The 16,488-nt window shown below is 70.5% G+C and carries 19 protein-coding genes; 12 read left to right on the top strand and 7 right to left on the bottom strand.

All coding sequences use genetic code 11. The features are described 5' to 3' along the window. The first annotated feature begins 35 nt into the window (after positions 1 to 35). From G495_RS0106420 to G495_RS0106430, 3 genes are all read left to right on the top strand, one after another. Positions 36 to 857 carry a transporter substrate-binding domain-containing protein gene (locus tag G495_RS0106420; protein ID WP_028587131.1) on the top strand — a complete coding sequence of 274 codons (822 nt, stop codon included), beginning with the start codon at positions 36 to 38 and terminating at the stop codon, positions 855 to 857. Between the two features lie 135 nt (positions 858 to 992). Further along, entirely contained in the window at positions 993 to 2,003 is a 1,011-nt protein-coding gene (locus G495_RS0106425) for an amino acid ABC transporter permease (protein ID WP_028587132.1), read from the top strand. 1 nt (position 2,004) lies between these two features. Then, a complete protein-coding gene (locus G495_RS0106430; protein WP_028587133.1) occupies positions 2,005 to 2,736 on the top strand; it encodes an amino acid ABC transporter ATP-binding protein in 732 nt (243 codons plus the stop codon). A 90-nt stretch (positions 2,737 to 2,826) separates the two neighbouring features. Here G495_RS0106430 and G495_RS0106435 read toward each other — a convergent pair whose 3' ends face one another. Both G495_RS0106435 and G495_RS0106440 read right to left on the bottom strand, forming a co-directional pair. Then, positions 2,827 to 3,393 carry a hypothetical protein gene (locus G495_RS0106435; protein WP_028587134.1) on the bottom strand — a complete coding sequence of 189 codons (567 nt, stop codon included), beginning with the start codon at positions 3,391 to 3,393 and terminating at the stop codon, positions 2,827 to 2,829. A 26-nt stretch (positions 3,394 to 3,419) separates the two neighbouring features. Continuing rightward, positions 3,420 to 3,782, bottom strand: coding sequence for a PilZ domain-containing protein (locus G495_RS0106440; protein WP_028587135.1), 363 nt, complete (start codon positions 3,780 to 3,782; stop codon positions 3,420 to 3,422). A gap of 167 nt (positions 3,783 to 3,949) precedes the next feature. Between G495_RS0106440 and G495_RS0106445 the strand changes: the two genes are divergently transcribed. Beyond that, positions 3,950 to 4,195: a hypothetical protein gene (locus G495_RS0106445; RefSeq protein ID WP_028587136.1), complete on the top strand. Its 246-nt coding sequence runs from the start codon at positions 3,950 to 3,952 to the stop codon at positions 4,193 to 4,195. An 8-nt stretch (positions 4,196 to 4,203) separates the two neighbouring features. Here G495_RS0106445 and G495_RS0106450 read toward each other — a convergent pair whose 3' ends face one another. Further along, positions 4,204 to 4,638 (bottom strand): thioredoxin family protein, encoded by a 435-nt coding sequence (locus tag G495_RS0106450; protein WP_028587137.1) that lies wholly within the window; start codon positions 4,636 to 4,638, stop codon positions 4,204 to 4,206. Positions 4,639 to 4,729: 91 nt separating this feature from the next. On the opposite strand from G495_RS0106450, the gene G495_RS0106455 reads away from it, so the two are divergent. Both G495_RS0106455 and G495_RS0106460 read left to right on the top strand, forming a co-directional pair. Beyond that, entirely contained in the window at positions 4,730 to 5,008 is a 279-nt protein-coding gene (locus G495_RS0106455) for a hypothetical protein (protein ID WP_028587138.1), read from the top strand. Positions 5,009 to 5,026: 18 nt separating this feature from the next. Further along, complete coding sequence (locus G495_RS0106460) at positions 5,027 to 5,233, top strand: hypothetical protein (RefSeq protein ID WP_028587139.1); 207 nt, start codon at positions 5,027 to 5,029, stop codon at positions 5,231 to 5,233. Positions 5,234 to 5,313: 80 nt separating this feature from the next. On the opposite strand, the gene G495_RS17965 is transcribed toward G495_RS0106460, so the two are convergent. Next, positions 5,314 to 6,228 carry a LysR substrate-binding domain-containing protein gene (locus G495_RS17965; protein ID WP_051445132.1) on the bottom strand — a complete coding sequence of 305 codons (915 nt, stop codon included), beginning with the start codon at positions 6,226 to 6,228 and terminating at the stop codon, positions 5,314 to 5,316. Positions 6,229 to 6,326: 98 nt separating this feature from the next. Between G495_RS17965 and G495_RS0106470 the strand changes: the two genes are divergently transcribed. Next, positions 6,327 to 6,722, top strand: a complete 396-nt coding sequence (locus G495_RS0106470) for a carboxymuconolactone decarboxylase family protein (RefSeq protein ID WP_028587140.1) — start codon at positions 6,327 to 6,329, stop codon at positions 6,720 to 6,722. Then, positions 6,707 to 7,192, top strand: coding sequence for an NHL repeat-containing protein (locus G495_RS0106475; RefSeq protein ID WP_028587141.1), 486 nt, complete (start codon positions 6,707 to 6,709; stop codon positions 7,190 to 7,192). Before G495_RS0106470 ends, G495_RS0106475 begins: the two co-directional genes overlap by 16 nt. 198 nt (positions 7,193 to 7,390) lie before the next feature. Here the strand turns inward: G495_RS0106475 and G495_RS0106480 are convergent, their stop codons facing one another. Beyond that, entirely contained in the window at positions 7,391 to 7,672 is a 282-nt protein-coding gene (locus G495_RS0106480) for a hypothetical protein (RefSeq protein ID WP_028587142.1), read from the bottom strand. A gap of 305 nt (positions 7,673 to 7,977) precedes the next feature. On the opposite strand from G495_RS0106480, the gene G495_RS17970 reads away from it, so the two are divergent. Both G495_RS17970 and msrB read left to right on the top strand, forming a co-directional pair. Beyond that, positions 7,978 to 8,928 carry a hypothetical protein gene (locus tag G495_RS17970; RefSeq protein WP_051445133.1) on the top strand — a complete coding sequence of 317 codons (951 nt, stop codon included), beginning with the start codon at positions 7,978 to 7,980 and terminating at the stop codon, positions 8,926 to 8,928. 107 nt (positions 8,929 to 9,035) lie between these two features. Beyond that, positions 9,036 to 9,629, top strand: coding sequence for a peptide-methionine (R)-S-oxide reductase MsrB (gene msrB / locus G495_RS0106490; protein WP_084457939.1), 594 nt, complete (start codon positions 9,036 to 9,038; stop codon positions 9,627 to 9,629). An 89-nt stretch (positions 9,630 to 9,718) separates the two neighbouring features. Here msrB and G495_RS0106495 read toward each other — a convergent pair whose 3' ends face one another. After that, positions 9,719 to 11,437, bottom strand: coding sequence for a SulP family inorganic anion transporter (locus G495_RS0106495; protein WP_245588380.1), 1,719 nt, complete (start codon positions 11,435 to 11,437; stop codon positions 9,719 to 9,721). Positions 11,438 to 12,150: 713 nt separating this feature from the next. On the opposite strand from G495_RS0106495, the gene G495_RS17975 reads away from it, so the two are divergent. After that, entirely contained in the window at positions 12,151 to 13,980 is a 1,830-nt protein-coding gene (locus G495_RS17975; RefSeq protein WP_245588381.1) for a methyl-accepting chemotaxis protein, read from the top strand. 191 nt (positions 13,981 to 14,171) lie between these two features. Beyond that, positions 14,172 to 14,744, top strand: coding sequence for a hypothetical protein (locus tag G495_RS0106505; protein WP_028587145.1), 573 nt, complete (start codon positions 14,172 to 14,174; stop codon positions 14,742 to 14,744). A gap of 362 nt (positions 14,745 to 15,106) precedes the next feature. Here the strand turns inward: G495_RS0106505 and G495_RS0106510 are convergent, their stop codons facing one another. Beyond that, positions 15,107 to 16,282: an FprA family A-type flavoprotein gene (locus tag G495_RS0106510; RefSeq protein WP_028587146.1), complete on the bottom strand. Its 1,176-nt coding sequence runs from the start codon at positions 16,280 to 16,282 to the stop codon at positions 15,107 to 15,109. Between the last annotated feature and the right edge of the window lie 206 nt (positions 16,283 to 16,488).

The following is a 16,488-nucleotide window of genomic DNA, read 5'->3' on the forward strand; positions in this document are numbered from 1 at the left end:
AAAACGGATAACCCTCATACCAGGAGTCACGTTCCATGCAGTGCTTCAAGAAACTGATGCTGGCCGCCTTCTTCATCGCGGTGCTGGCGTCCCAGGCCTTTGCCGCAGACTTCGAACTGGCCCAGAAATCCACCCTGGAGACCATCCTCAAGCGTGGCGAGCTGCTGGTGGGCCTGGACGCGGGCTACCAGCCCTTCGAGATGGTGGACAAGAAGGGCGAGATCATCGGCTTCGACGTGGACCTGGCCAAGGAGCTGGCCAAGGCCATGGGCGTCAAGCTGACCATCGTCAACACCGACTACGACGGCATCATCCCCGCCCTGCTGGCCGACAAGTTCGACATCATCCTCTCGGGCATGACCCTGACCCAGGAGCGCAACCTCCAGATCAACTTCGCCGACCCCTACATCGTCGTGGGCCAGGCCGTGATCCTGAACAAGAAGCTCGCGGGCGAGATCAAGTCCTACAAGGACCTGAACGATCCCAAGTACACCGTGGCCTCGCGCATCGGCACCACCGGCGAGATGGCCGTCAAGCGCATGATTCCCAAGGCCAAGTACAAGTCCTTCGACAAGGAGGCCGACGGCGCCCTGGACGTGGTCAACGGCCAGTCCGACGCCTTCGTCTACGACCTGCCCTTCTGCGTGGTCTTCATGGCCCAGCAGAACAGCCCCAGCGTCGTGCTGCTCGACGAGCCCTTCACCTACGAGCCCCTGGCCATCGGCCTGAAGAAGGGCGACCCCGATTTCCTGAACTTCCTGAACAACTTCATGGCCCAGATCAAGGCCGACGGCCGCTACGACCGCATCTACGACAAGTGGATCAAGAGCACGAGCTGGTTCCAGAACGTGCAGTAGCCTTGCCCCGGGCATGACCTGCCCATGCCCCCGCGCGCCGCAGCCCGGCGCGCGGGGGCGGCTTAGTGGCTTCGCCGTGCCGGGCCCCCGGCGGCCGCGCCCCGGCAAGCACCCCCAACGGGAGCAGCAACCGATATGACTCTCTACTCCGGCCTGGACAAACCGCGCAGCCCCCTCTACCGCAAGTTCTGGAGCGGTGTCTTTTTCGCGGGCGTGGCCCTGTGCGTGCTGGGCATCTACGCGGCCACCCAGTATGTGGACTACACGTGGCGCTGGTACCGCGTGCCGCAATATTTCTTCTACCAGGACGTGGTGCGGGTCGCCGCCGAGATCGAGGGCGAGGTGGTGGCCGTGGCGCCCCAGGGCGCGGACGCCGTGGTCACCGTGCGCCAGTGGGACGGCGACGCAACCGAGGACTACCGCGTGCCCGGCGGCGACGTGCGCGTGCACCAGGGCGATTTCGTCTACCCCGGCGACACCCTGGGCTCGCATTCGCAGTGGAAGACCGGGCTGTTCCTTTCGGGCCTGTGGCTGACCCTGAAGATCAGCGCCATCGCCATCGTCATCGGCATGGCCATCGGCATGCTCACCGGCCTGGCGCGCATCTCCGACAACCCGGCCTTCAAATGGACGGCCATCACCTACATCGAGCTGGTGCGCGGCTCGCCGCTGCTCGTGCAGCTCATGATCTGGTACTACGTCATCGGCACGCTGGTGAACCAGATCCTGACCAACGCCGCCCTGCCCAAGGTTCCGGCCTTCTGGTACGGCGCCCTGGGGCTGGCCATCTTCACCGGCGCCTACACCGCCGAGATCGTGCGCGCGGGCATCCAGAGCGTGGACATGGGCCAGATGGAGGCCGCGCGCTCCCTGGGCATGACCTACGCCCAGGCCATGCGCAAGGTGGTCATGCCCCAGGCCATCAAGCGCATCCTGCCCGCCCTGGCCGGGCAGTTCATCAGCCTGATCAAGGATTCCTCGCTGCTTGGCGTCATCGCCATCCGCGAGCTGACCAAGGTCACCCGCGAGGTGGTCACGGCGTCGCTGCAAACCTATGAGATGTGGATCGTCTGCGCGGTGCTCTATCTCGTCATGACGTTCACCCTGTCGCTGTTCGTGCAGCGCCTGGAGAGGAGGGCGATGTAGGATGATCACCGCCAGGAACGTGCACAAGTATTTCTACGTGCCGGAGAAGATCCACGCCCTGAACAACGTGTCCCTGTCCGTTGCGGCGGGGGAGACGGTGGTGGTCATCGGGCCCTCGGGCTCGGGCAAGTCCACCTTCCTGCGCTGCCTGAACCGCCTGGAGTACGCCGACGCGGGCGAGATCACCATCGACGGCATGGACGTGCTGCACCCCGACAGCGACATCAACGCCATCCGCGCCGAGGCCGGGATGGTCTTCCAGCAGTTCAACCTGTTTCCGCACAAGACGGTGCTGGACAACCTGACCATGGCCCAGATGGTCGTGCGCAGGCGCGGGCGCGAAGAGGCCGAGGCCAAGGCCCGGGGGCTGCTGGCCAAGGTCGGCATCGGCGACAAGGAGGCCGTGTACCCCGACCAGCTCTCGGGCGGCCAGAAGCAGCGCGTGGCCATCGCCCGCGCCCTGTGCATGGACCCCAAGGTCATGCTCTTCGACGAGCCCACCAGCGCCCTGGACCCGGAGATGGTCGGCGAGGTGCTCGACGTGATGAAGGACCTGGCCCGGGGCGGCATGACCATGGTGGTGGTGACCCACGAGATGGGCTTTGCCCGCGAGGTGGCCGACCGCGTGGTGTTCATGGACCAGGGCGCCGTGGTGGAGCAGGGCACCCCGGATCATTTCTTCCAGAACCCGACCCACGAGCGGACCAAACTGTTCCTGAGCCAGATTCTCTAGGCTGGCGGAACGCAGGGCCGCGAAACGGCGCGGGCCGCGCCCCCAGGGAGGGGCGCGGCCCGCGTTGCGTTTGCCGGGGCGCGAGGGGGGTCAGGCCAGGGTTTCGTACCAGGCCCGGGCCCGGCCCCGGGGGGCCTGGGCGGGCGCGGCGGCCGCGACCCTGGGGCCGCAGGCGCCCGCGCGGCAGACCAGGGCCGCCAGCCGGTCCACCCCGCGCCCGCGCAGGTCGAACAGGTGCAGGGCGCCCGCCGCCTTGACGAAGCGCGCCCGGGCGATGAACTCCAGGGCCAGCTCGGCGCCGCCGCTCACGGCCTCGGCCCGGCGGACCTCGGCCAGCAGCAGCAGGGCCAGGGGCGCCCCGGCGTCGTCGAGCTCCAGGCGGACCAGGAAGCGCCGCCCGGCGAAGGCTCCGGCCCGGGTGGCGGCGAGCCTGCGGCTGGTGATGCGCAGGCCCATGCCCCCGGCGGAGAGGTTGGCCAGGTGCAGGCTGTAGGCCCGCGACGCGTCGCGGCCAAGCTGCGGGGGGCCCAGGGTGGCGGGGTCGGCGATGTCGCCCGGGCCCAGGGTGTCGGCGAACCACAGGGCCAGGTCGAGCACCTGGGCAGGGGCAATGGCCGCGCGGTAGTCGCGGCGCCGGGGGACGGATGCGGCGGTCATGGCGGAACCCTGGGTGCTGCGCGCGGCTAGCGCCCCCACTGCGACCAGGGCAGCAGGTGGTTGTCGCGCAGGGTCTGCTCCAGAGTGGCGTCGGCCACCTCCAGCGGGGGAGCGAGGGCCACGCCGCAGCGTGAGCCGTCGGTCCAGACCACGTGCCCGGCCTGGCCGCCCAGCAGCGCGTCCAGGCCCCTGGGCAGCTCGGCCAGGGACACGCGGTCGCCGGGCGCGGGCTCGGCCTCGGGGCCGGTGGGCAGCAGGGTCATGTGCAGCCCGGTGCGGCTCAGGCCTTCCAAGGTGCCCATGATTTCGTAGGTGTCCTTGAGGTTCAGGGTCACGAATCCGATGCCTTCGACGGTCATGCGCGGGCTGCGTCTGCGTTCGGTCTGCATGGGTCTGTCCTGTGGCTGTACGGCGGTTGAGATCGCGCAGGTCGTTGTGTTCCAGTATATACGCGCGGCGGGCTTCCAGGTCAACGGCCCGGAACGGGCTGGCGGGGGCGCGCTGGCGGCTTGCCCGCAGCCGGGCCTTGGGCTATCCTGGCGGGCAGGAGGCGGCGATGTCGGCATTCGAACACCCCGTGACCGTGGGCTGCGAGGCCTCGCGGGCAATCATGCGCTGGACCGTGGCCACCCACGAGGGCCTGGGCCTGTTCGACCGCACGGCCATCGGCTTCAAGGCGCTGCTCTCGGGCGAGCGCCTGGCCCGGGTGGGCACGCCCGACCTGGGCGACCCGCACCCGACCCCCGGGGCGGCCAAGGTGCCCGAGCTGGTGGAAGGCGCCATCCTCGACGCCCGGGCCTGAGCCCCCGGCTACAGCGCCCCGCGCACCCAGGCCGCGATGTCCCCGGCGGGCAGGGCCCCGCTGATGCGGCCCGCCTCGCGCCCCTGGCGGAAGAGCACCAGCGTGGGCACGCTGCGTATGCCGTGGCGCATGGCGGCGTCCTGGGCGGCGCTCACGTCGCACCTGGCCAGGAGCACCCCCGGGGCCAGGGCCCGGGCGGCCTGCTCGAACTGCGGGGCCATCATCCGGCACGGCCCGCACGACGGGGACCAGAAATCCACCACCACGGGCAGGTCGTTGCGGGCCACGAGGCGCTCCAGGCCGGGGCCGTCCAGGTCCCGGGGCTGGCCCGGCAGCAGGGGCGCCTGGCAGCGCCCGCACAGCGGGGCCTTGCCCAGCCGGTCGGCGAGCACCCTGTTCACCCCCGCGCAGGCGGGGCAGGTGACGTGTACGGTGCCTTGCACTTGACTCGCTCCTTGTTCTCGTGTGTGCTGCCCTTGGAGCTAATCATTTCCGGCGCGGGCGCAAGCCCGCCCGGCCATCCGGAGGTGCCCCATGCGCCTGTTCGTCCCCTCCCTGGCCCTGGCCGCGCTGCTGGCGGCCTTCTGCGCCGGTCCTGCCCTGGCGCAGACCGATTCCTTCGCCCGCACCAAGCTCGCGGCCCAGGACAAGCGCATCGAGACCCTGGAGGCCCAGATCCGCGCGCTGACGGTGCTGGCGGAGAGTCAGAAGACCCAGATCGCCGAGTTGCAGCGCAAGTCCGAAGCCAACCTGAAGCTCATCAAGGCCCTGGCGGGCGCCCTGCCCCCGGCGGCCCAGCCCGACGCGCCCTGAGCCGCGCGCATCCAGGCCATGACCACCGACCGCGACCTGCTCACCGTGTGGACGGCCTCGGCCCTGTCCGAGTCCAGTTCCAGCAGCATCTCGCAGGCGCTGCGTCGCTACGCGGGCGACCTGCTGCGGGCCGAGCTGCGCCACGAGCCGCTGTTCACCGACCTGCGCGAGCGCAAGACGGCCATTGAGGCCGAGGCCGGGCGGGTGTTCCAGGGCTGGGCCTGAGCCCGGCGCGGGCTGCGGCGGACTGGGCTGGGCCGCAACGGACGCGAAAGACCCCGGGGGAACCAGGGGTCTTTCGCGTTTCAGGCCGGGGGGGCAGCCTCGCAGGCCTGGGCGTGGCTGGCCAGGATGGCGTCCACGAAGCGGCGCACCAGCGGGGTTTCGCGCTCCCGGGCCCAGGCGATGGAAAACTCCACCGGGGGCAGGCGGCCTTCGATGGGCCGCAGCAGCACCCCGGGCCGGGGGATGCTGGTCATGCCCCGGGGCAGCAGGGTGATGCCCAGCCCGGCGGCCACCAGGGCGGTCATGGTGTGCTTGACCAGCGAGACGTGGATCAGGTCCGGGCAGACGCCCGCCTCGCTGAATGCGGCCACGATGGCGTCGTAGAGCGCGGGGTTGGCCCGGCGCTGGAAGATGAGCAGCGGCTCGCCCTCCAGGTCGGCCAGGCGCACCGTGTCGCCCCCGGCCAGGCGGTGGCCCTCGGGCAGGGCCATGATGTAGGGCTCGCTGGCGTAGCGCCGCACGACGAGTCCCTTGGTATGTTTCTGGAACAGGCGCACGAAGCCCACGTCCAGGCAGCCCTCGCGCAGCATGGCCAACTGCTCCATGGAGTTGAGCTGTTCGAGCTGGATGCAGACCTGGGGGTTGTCCTGGCGGAAGGCGCGGATCAGGCAGGGCAGGCGCCCGCCCTCCAGGGCCGGGCCAACCAGCCCGATGCGCAGGGCGCCGCCCCCGCCCTGGGCCATGAGCCCCACGGCGCGCGCGGTTTGGTCCACCCGGGCCAGGATGCCCCGGGCCTCGGCCAGCAGGTAGCCGCCCTCGGCGGTCAGGGCCACGCTGCGGCTGGTGCGCACCAGCAGCCGCGCGCCCAGGGCCTCCTCCAGCCTGCGGATGGACTGGGACAGGGGCGGCTGGGAAATGTTCAGCCGCTGCGCGGCCTTGCCGAAATGCAGCTCCTCGGCCACGGCCACGAAGTGGCGCAACTGGCGCAGCTCCATATCAATACGCTCCGTGTCTTGATTGTCGCTGTAAAATATATTGGATGTCTTGATAGCCTGGGCGTAGCGTCCCGTCAAGACCTGCCAAGGAGGCGCACATGGACGACGGACGCTATGCCAGAGGGTTGCAACGGCTGGGGGAAATCGACGGGGACGCCGGGCGCAAGGTGATGGAATCGCTGGCGGACATTGCGCCCGATCTGGCGCGCTACATCATCGAGTTCCCCTTCGGGGACGTGTATTCGCGCCCCGGCCTGGGCCTGCGTGAGCGCGAGATCGCCACCGTGGCTGCCCTGGCGGCCATGGGCAACGCCGCGCCGCAGCTGGCGGTGCACGTCCACGGCGCGCTCAACGTGGGCGTGCAGCCTGCCGAGATCGTGGAGGTGGTCATCCAGATGGCCGTGTACGCGGGGTTCCCGGCGGCGCTCAACGCCATGGCCGTGGTCCGCGAGGTGTTCGCGCAGCGGGGGGTGGGGCCATGCGCCGGGGCGTGAGCGCGGCGCGGGCGGGCGCCCTGGCGCTGCTGCTGGCCCTGGGGCTGGGCGCCTGCCAGGGGCCCGAGGGCGGGCCGCTCCGGTCCGGGGGCGGGGTCGGGGTCGTGCTGGAAGGCTTCGAGCAGCCCCGGGCCCTGGCCGTGGACGCCCACGGGCTGCTCTACGTGGCCGATGGCCGTGGGCGGGTGGCCTGCGTCATGGCCGACGGCCAGCGCGTGTGGCTGGACGCCGCCCAGGCCCCGGGCTCCGGCCTGGCCATGGCGGTGTCCGCCGTGGTCGTGGATGGCCGGGGGCGGGTGGCCGTGGCCGACCCTGCCAGCGGGCAGGTGCTGCGCCTGGAGCCCGGGGGCGCACGCCGGGTGCTGGTCAGTGGACTGGCCGAGCCCGTGGCCCTGGCCTGCGACCGCGACGGCGGGCTGTACGTGGCCTGCCAGGGCGACGGCACCGTGCGGCACATCCCGGCCCCGTAGGCGCGGCGGGCGGCGCCCGGGGCGGTCTGGCCTTTGGGGCGCGCTGCCCGGCGGGGCAGGGCCGCCTCGGGCGTCTTGCGGCGGCAGGGCCCCGCGCGGGCGGGCCGCCCGGGGGACGCAACTCGCCCGCGCCCTCGGCGGGCGGGCGCCCGGGGCGAGGTGAGCGGTGCCGCCCCGCGCGGGCGGGCCGCCGGGGTGTTACGCCGCGCGGCGGGCGAACAGGCGCGCGGCCTGGTCCGCCGCCAGGTCCGAGGCGGGCAGGGCGGGCTCCCGGCCCGGCAGCACGCGGGCGTCGGGGGTGATATCCCCGCCCAGGTTGGCCTGGGCGCCGCGCGCGAAATGGGCCCGGAAGCAGCGGCGGCAGCCCTGGGCGCTGGCGCAGTAGCGCAGGACCAGCGCGGCCAGGGCCGGGCTGGCGCCCCGGGCAGCGGTGCGGTGGAAGTTGCAGGCGGCGTGGTGCGGGCAGTGCGGCGCGGGCATGGGGCCTCCCTGGTGCGGTGGTGCGAGGTGGGTCTTGCTCCGTATTCTCCGGTCCTTTCAGGGCCGCCCCGGTGCGGCAGCCCGGCTTCATCCTGCCCCGGGCGGGTGACGGGCCTGCGCGCGGCGGGTGACGATTGCGCGCCCGGCCCGCAGGACGGGATTGTCGGCTTCCTGCCCGGGCCTTCCTTTTGGTCGGCAAAGCCTACGTTTTTGTAGGTTTCTGCACGGCATGCACGGGTTTATCCATTAGATTCAAGCCATTGCTCTTTGGCATCGCCCTTGCTCCTGTTGCCCAGGAGGCACCGATGCGAACCGTCAGCACCCCGTACGGCGCGATCCCCGTGGCCGGACCCGTGGAGTTCCACCCCGGGGGCGGGGTGCGCGCCTGCATCCCGGCGGCCCGGGTCACGCTGCACACCGCGCTGGGGCCGCTCGTGGCGCAGCATTCCACCGACGACCTGCGGCGGCGCGAGGTCGCCGCGCTGACCTTCCACGGCAACGGGGCCCTGCGCGGCCTGTCCCTGGAAGAGCGCACCACGGTGCCCACCCCGGCGGGGCCGGTGGACGCCGAGATGCTGACCTTCCACCCCTGCGGGGCCCTGGCGCGCGTGTTCCCCCTCAACGGCCGGCTTTCGGGCTACTGGACCGAGCAGGACGAGGCCCGGCTGGCCGGGCCCCTGGCCCTGCGCACGCCCCTGGGGCCGCTTGCGGCGCGCGTCATCTGCCTGCGCTTCGGGCCCGGCGGGCAGTTGCTCGGGCTGACCCTGTGGCCGGGCGAGGCCGTGGCCGTGCCCACCCCGGCGGGCGTGGTCGCGGCGCGCATCGGCGTGGCCCTGCGGCCCGATGGCACCTTGCGCAGCCTGGAGCCCGCCGCGCCCGTGGCCGTGCCCACGCCCGTGGGCCCGGTGCTGGCCTTCGACCCCGACGCCGTGGGCGTGAGCGGCGACGTGAACTCCCTGGCCTTCGGCCCGTCCGGCGCCGTGGAGCGCGTGGCCACGGTGCGCACCGAGGTCCACGCCCGGCGGGCGGGGGACTGGCGCGCCGTGTACGCCCCGCGCAGCCGCGAGAGCCTGTGCGGCGACACCGAGCGCGAGCCGGTGCCCATGGTCCTGGAATTCGGCCAAGGCGCGCTGGGCCTGCGCTGGGGCGCGGGCCCGCCCGAGGCGCGCGTGCCCCTGGCAGGCACGGAATTTTCCACCCGGCCCCACCTGGCCTTCCTGGACGCGGGCCTGGCGGCCCTGCGCTGCGGGGTGTAGGCGCCGGGCGCCGTATCGCCCCGCGCCGTGGCATCCCCCGCATTTGACGCGCCGGGGTTTCGTGCTGATTCTTTGTTGTGGGCGCCGATGCGCCCCGGGAGAGAACCATGCACCCGAGAATGCTGCTCATTGCCCTGGCCCTGCTGGCGGCGGCCCCGTGCCTGCCCGGGGCCCGGGCCGCAGCCCAGGAGGCGGCCCCGCCCGCCCGGGAGAATGCCATGACGCAAAACGACAACGGCGCCGGGGGCGGCGCGGCCAGCCCCACCGCCCGGCCCGATCCGCAGCGGCTGCGCGAGACGCTGACCCCGCTGCAATTCCATGTGACCCAGGAGGGCGGCACCGAGGCGCCCTTCGAGAACCCCTACTGGGACGAGCACCGCCAGGGCATCTATGTGGACGTGGTGTCCGGGGAGCCGCTGTTCGCCTCCACGGACAAGTTCGACTCCGGCACCGGCTGGCCGAGCTTCACCCGCCCGCTGGCCCCCGGCGCCGTGACCAGCCACGAGGACCGCAGCCTGTGGGCCGTGCGCACCGAGGTCCGCAGCCGGGGTGCGGGCAGCCACCTGGGGCACGTCTTCGACGACGGCCCGGCGCCCACGGGCAAGCGCTACTGCATCAACTCCGCCGCCCTGCGCTTCATCCCCCGCGAGGACATGGAACGCGAGGGCTACGGCAGTTATCTGCACCTGTTCGAACCCTAGCGCGGGCCGGGGCCCGCAAACGCGAAGGGACGCCTCCCCCGGGGGAAGCGTCCCTTCTCGTGCTTCTGGCGCAAAGGCCGCGCGCGGCCTCAGGGGCATTCCCGGGGCTTGATGCAGGCCAAGGCCGCGTCGTAGTCCGGGAAGATGTTTTCCCGCCCCACCAGGGCCTCGGTGCCCATGCGCTCAAACACGGTCTGCACCCGGGGCTTGACCCCCGAAAGCACCACCCGGATACCCCGGGCCTGGGCCTGGCGGACCACCGTCTCCAAGGCCTCTGCGCCTGTGGCGTCGATGCTCGGCACCTGGCACATCCGCAGCACGAGGATGTCCGGCGCGTTGCGCGTGAAGCGGATCACGTCCATGAACCGCTGGGCCACGCCGAAGAACAGCGGCCCGCCGATCTCATAGACCAGCACGCGCGGGCAGCCCCGGGGCGCCGGGTCGCCCTGGGCTGCGGCCTCGGGCGCGGGCATGGGATGGATGTCCGCCAGCTCGACCATGCGCTTCATGAACAGCATGGCCGCCAGCACCACGCCGACCTCCACGGCCACGGTCAGGTCCACCAGCACCGTGAGCAGGAAGGTCGCCAGCAGGACCACGGAGTCGGACCGGGGGGCGTGCAACAGGCGCCGGAACCGCTGGGGTTCGCTCATGTCCCAGGCCACGAGCATCAGCACGGCGGCCAGGCTGGCCAGGGGGATGCGCGCGGCCAGGGGCGCACAAGCCAGGATGAAGAGCACCAGGGTCAGGGCGTGGACGATGCCCGCCAGGGGCGAGCGGGCCCCGGCGCGGATGTTGGTGGCCGTGCGGGCGATGGCCCCGGTGGCCGGGATGCCGCCGAAGAGCGCCGCGCCGATGTTGCCCAGGCCCTGGGCCACCAGCTCGGTGGAGGAATCGTGGCGGTCGCCGGTCATGCCGTCGGCCACCACGGCGGAGAGCAGCGATTCGATGCCCGCCAGCACGGCGATGGTCAGCGCGTCGGGCAGCACGGCGCGCACGGCGGCGGCCAGGTCGCCAGCCGGGAGCTGCGGCGGGGAGAACTGCGGCAGGGTGGCGGGAATGCCGCCGAAGCGGCTGCCGATGGTCTGTACGTCCAGCCCCAGGGCCCAGACCGCCGCCGTGGCCGCCACGATGCCGACCATGGGCGCGGGGATGCGCGGGATGAAGCGGCGCACCAGGAGCATGACCACCAGCGACCCCGCGCCCAGAGCCAGGGTGGCGGGGTGCAGCGTGGGCAGGGCCATCAGGCAGGCGTGCATGGTCTCGATGAACCCCGCCGGAGCCCCGGCCACGGCCAGCCCGAGGAAGTCCTTGAGCTGCGAGGAGAAGATCAGCACGCCGATGCCGGTGGTGAACCCCGTGGTCACGGGGTAGGGGATGAATTGCAGGAGCTTGCCGAAGCCCAGCAGGCCCATGAGCACCAGGATGCCCCCGGCCAGCAGCGCGGCCAGCACCAGCCCCTCGTAGCCGTGGCGGGCGATGATCCCGGCCAGGATGATCACGAAGGCCCCGGTGGGCCCGCTGATCTGGTAGCGCGAGCCGCCCAGCAGGGCGACGATGACCCCGGCCACAATGGCCGTGAACAGCCCGCGCTCGGGCGTGGTGCCCGAGGCGATGGCGAAGGCCATGGACAGGGGCAGGGCCACGACGCCGACGGTGACGCCAGCCATGAGGTCGTGGCGCAGGCTGGCCGGGGTGTAGCCCCGGCGCAGGGCTTTGAGCAGGGCGGGGGCGTGCGCGCGCAGGCGCGGCGAAGAGGAGAACAGCACAAGATCGCTCCGGGGATCGGTGGTGTCTCCGTGGGGCACAGGCGATGGTCTGCCGGGAAGCGGCGGGGTGGCCAGGGTCTGGAGGCTCGCGCGGAAGTTGAAGAGCAGGCACATAGGCCTTGGAGCGGTGCGTGTCAAGGTGGCCGGGCCCGTGCCCCGCCGGATGCCTCGCGGCCCTGGCGGCCATGTATCACCGGCCGCCAGGGGTTGTTGGGTCTTGAAAGGATGCCCTGTATTTTGCGCCGTGATTATAGACGCATTGTTCCCTTTTCTTTTCTTGACGCTTTGTGCCTTCCCGCATACTACACTAGGGTTTCCCCTTCCGGCTTGGGCCGGGAGGCGCGGCTTGCCTGGCGTGGGGCCGGGCAGGGCGCACAGCGGGCCGCCCTCCGGCGGGAGCATTTCGGAGGGCCGGGATCACGCCCGCGACGCACGGCGGCTCTGCCGGGCCGCCTGGCGCGGGTGCCGGATGGCGCGCGGGCGTGTCTCTGGATGGGGATTTGCGTAATCAATATTGGACACATCAAGGAATAAGGAGTCACCGGGTATGAAGAACCTCCCAGTCGGCGTGAAGATGGTCGGAGGGTTTTTGCTTTTGCTGTCCCTGGTCTGCGGCGGGCTGGGCTACATCGCCTACGAGCGCGCCTCCGAGGCGGCCCTGAGCCAGGTCCAGGAAAATATCCCCGAAATGGCCAAGAACGGGGCGCGCCAGGTGCGCGCGCCTGGACTACCACCTGCTGGCCATCCAGGCCGTGGCGGCGCGCAACGTGATCCGCTCCATGGACTGGGCGGTGCAGCTTCCGGGCCTGGTGGCCGATGCCAAGCGCCTGGGCTACCAGCGCTTGGGCGTGGTCACGCCCGACGGCAAGGCCCGCTTCAACGACGGCTCGGAGAGCGAAGTGGGCGACCGTGACTACTTCCGCCAGGCCATGGCCGGGAAGACGGCCATGTCCGACGTGCTCATCAGCCGCACGACCAATGAGCCGATCATGGTTTCGGCCACGCCCATTATGGGCGCCCAGGGGCAGGTCGTCGGCGTGGCCATGGCCATCATGGACGCGACCGTGCTCAGCGAGATCACCGACGGCATCGGCTACGGCAAGAAGGGCTACTCGTACATCATCGACTCCAAGGGCGCGATGATTGCCCACGGCAACCGCGAGTTCGTGCTCAAGCAGCGCAACTTCATTGAGGAGGCCAAGACCAACCCGGACTTCGCGGCCCTGGCGGCCATGTTCCAGCGCATGACCCGTGGCGAGTCGGGTTTCGACGAGTATCCCTTCATGGGTACCGACCGCTTCTTCGGCTACGCGCCCATCGAGGGCACGGGCTGGTCCATCGGCGTGGGCGCCATGAAGGACGATGTGTACGCCATGGTCTACTCCCTGCGCTGGGCCATCTCCATCGCCACGGCGGTCTGCCTGGTGCTGGGCATGGTCGTGGCGCTGCTCATCAGCCGCCTGATCACCGTGCCCGTGGGCCGGCTCATGCGCTATGCCGAAGCCGTGGCCGGGGGCGACCTGGGGGCCACCTCGGGCATTGACCAGAAGGACGAGATCGGCAGGCTGAACAAGAGCATCCAGGTCATGGTCCAGGCGCTGACCGAGAAGATGCAGGAGGCCGAGCGCCAGACGGAAGTGGCCCAACAGGAGACCGAGAAGGCCCAGGTGGCCACCCGCGAGGCCGAAGAGGCCCGCGCCCAGGCCGAAGTGGCCAAGCGCGACGGCATGCTCCAGGCCGCCCACAGCATCGAGGGCGTGGTGGAGCGGCTGACCTCGGCCTCGGAGCAGCTGGCTGCCCAGGTGGAGGAGGCCAGCCGGGGCGCCGAGGAGCAGAAGAACCGCACCAGCGAGACCGCCACGGCCATGGAAGAGATGAACGCCACGGTGCTCGAGGTCGCCAAGAACGCCTCCCAGGCCGCCGAGGGCTCCGACAAGGCCCGGGCCAAGGCCCAGGACGGTTCGCACGTGGTCGGCCAGGCCGTGCAGGCCATCAACAAGGTCCAGACCCAGGCCCAGGACATGACGGGTAACCTCTCCAAGCTGGGCCAGCAGGCCGAGCAGATCGGCCGGATCATGACCGTCATCGAGGACATCGCCGACCAGACGAACCTCCTGGCCCTCAACGCGGCCATCGAGGCCGCGCGGGCGGGCGACGCGGGCCGCGGCTTCGCCGTGGTGGCCGACGAGGTGCGCAAGCTGGCCGAGAAGACCATGAACGCCACCAAGGAGGTCGGCGAGGCCATCACCGCCATCCAGGGCGGCACGCGCAGCAACATCCAGGGCATGGAGCACGCGGTGCAGGCCGTGGTCGAGGCCACCAAGCTGGCCAACAGCTCCGGCGAGGTGCTGCGCGAGATCGTGGTGCTTGTGGAGCAGGCCGCCGATCAGGTCCGCTCCATCGCCACCGCCGCCGAGGAGCAGTCCTCCGCCAGCGAGGAGATCAACCGCAGCGTGGAGGACATCAACCGCATCTCTTCGGAGACCAGCGAGGTCATGGCCCAGTCCGCCCAGGCCATCGCCGAACTGGCCACCCAGGCCACCGACCTGCAGGACCTGGTGCAGGAGCTCAAGCGGAGCTAGGCGCAGCAGCGCAGACGGGACCGGGGCCGGGAAGCAAACCGACCCCGGCCCCGGCTCCGGAACGGGACATCCGGGCTGCGGCGCAAAAGGGGCCGGGCCAGCGCAAGCTGGCCCGGCCCTTGTGGTTTTCAGGGAGAAATGTCAGGGAATACCAGTTGGTAAACAGCGACGTTTCTCGTGGGGAGGGGGGTATGAAGTTCCTGCTGTGCGCGCTTGTCGTGTTCGTTTCCGCCGCCACGGCCCTGGCCCAGGAGTGGAAGGGCAATTGCCCGGAGTTTCCCGACGTCAACGAGCGGGTGATGATGTGCGTCGCCGACACCCTCAGTGCCGTTGACCTGCTGTTCCAGGAAAACAACACCGGCCTGGAGCGCGACAGGCAGAAGTACGAAGCCCTGATCCGCTCCGCCGCCCTGCGCCACTTCCCGGCCCTGCGCCAGGAGACGCTCGGGAAATACGACGCCTTCGACCAGTTCGGCACCGACCCGGGCGCCCTGGAGCTGAAGCGCCGCGTGGCCCTGACCTTCCACGTCTGGACCGTGGGCCACGCCAGCGGCTTCCCCGTGGCCTACCACATCAGCGCCCGCATGAACTCCTACGGCGCAACCCGCTTCGACCCCGTCGAGGACGCGACGCTCGGCTACTGCTACGCCGACGGCCTTGGCGCCGTGCTCGAAGAGGCCATCGACAGGCTCATGAAAGGCATGGCCGAGCAGTTCCGCCAGGGCATCGGCGATTTCGAGGCGCAGGCGGGGGTGCGGCAATAGGGCACGGCGGGATTGGCCTTGCCCCGCGCGGGGCCCTGACCTTCGTGTGGACACCGGATGCGGCCAGGCCTTTTGTTTCGTGCCGTCCGGCGGAACGATCCGATGCGGCGGCCAGGTGGCGCGCCAGCAAGAAACACCCCCTGGGGGCCAGGGGTTGTCTGGGTTCGCCTTGTCTTTTGGGGCCCCTGCGGGCCTCCTCCCGCTTTTTCCCCTCCGGATGCCTGGAAGGTTTTCGCCGGTGAGCGTTGCGCCGGGGCGTCCAGATGCCGCGCGTTCCATCCGGCACTCCTGCGCGGGCCGTCAACGCGGGCTTTCCGCGTCCGGGGCTTGAGCCGGGCTGCGGGGCCGCCGTGGTCCTGCGCTCAATTGCGGAAGCCGCTTTCCCGGTGCTTCGTGGCGATGGTGTCCGCCAGCCTGTCCAGGGCCTCGAGGGTGTCCTGCTTCGGCAAGCCCTTGCACAGCACGGGGTCCAGCACCTCGACCTTGAGGTTCGGGATCATGCTGGCCAGGGTTTCGACGGTCTTGCCGCCCCAGCCGTAGGAGCCGATGATGGACAGGTATTGCGCCTTGGGCCGCAGGGCGTTGGCCAGGAAGGCCGCGTAGGCGGCCAGAGGGTGCGGCCCGGCCAGCACCGTTGGGGTGCCGACCAGTATGGTGCCGGCATCGACCAGGGCCATGGCCAGCTTGCCGATGTCCGTGACCGCCAGGTTGAAAAGCTCGACCTGCACGCCCTTTGCGGACAGCGCCGCGGTCAGGTGGTCCACCATGCGGCCCGTGCTGCCGTGCATGGAGACGTACGGCAGGGCCACGAGGTTGCGCGGCGGGGCCGACACCCACTCCCGGTAGGCCTCCACGATCCAGCCCGGATTGTCGTAGATCTGCCCGTGGCTTGGCGCGATCATGCCGATATCGCAGGCCGCGAGTTTGTCCAGATTCTTGGCCAGGATGCTGCGGAAGGGCATCATGATCTCCGCAAAGTAGCGCTTTGCGGACTCGTGCACCCGGCACTGGTCCGTGACGAAGAGGTCGCTGCTGGCGATGTGCGAGCCCAGAAAATCGCAGCTGAACAGGATTTTGTCCTCGACCAGATAGGTGGACATGGTCTCCGGCCAGTGCGCCCACGGCGTGTGGATGAACCGGAGCGTCTTGTCGCCCAGGGACAGGCTTTCCCCGTCGGCCACGACCACGAACTTGTCTTCCGGGATGTGCAGCAGGTCCATGAGCATGGGCTTGGCCTTCGCCGTGGCCATGACCTTGGCCTCGGGGTAGCGCGCCAGCACCTGGGGGATGGAACCCGAATGGTCCTGCTCCGCATGCTGGGACACCACGTAGTCGATGCGCTCGACTCCATCAAGCGAGGCCAGGAGCGTCTGCGCGAATTCGGGGTCAACAGCGTCCAGGAGCGCCGTCTTTTCGGAGCCCTGAATCAGGTAGGCGTTGTACGTTGTTCCGTCAGGCAAGGGGATGAGCGAATCGAAAAGCCTCCTGTCCCAATGCACGGCACCAACCCAGTACACGGATTTTGCGATTGCTTTCATTGTCCACTCCCTTGGCTCAAGCGTTCATCGTGGGAACATCTTTCATGGGTTTTGTACCCCGGATCAGCCCCAAAGGCCAGCTTGCGGGAACACTTTGGGGCATCTTTCGCGCGGGGAGGGGGACGGACGGCAAACCACGCTCCGCCAGCCGCAGCCCGCCCCGCCGTCCCCGCACGGGGGCCGGATACGGTGTTGATCCGCCTCGA

Source organism: Desulfocurvus vexinensis DSM 17965, assembly GCF_000519125.1.
Taxonomy (GTDB): Bacteria; Desulfobacterota; Desulfovibrionia; order Desulfovibrionales; family Desulfovibrionaceae; genus Desulfocurvus; species Desulfocurvus vexinensis.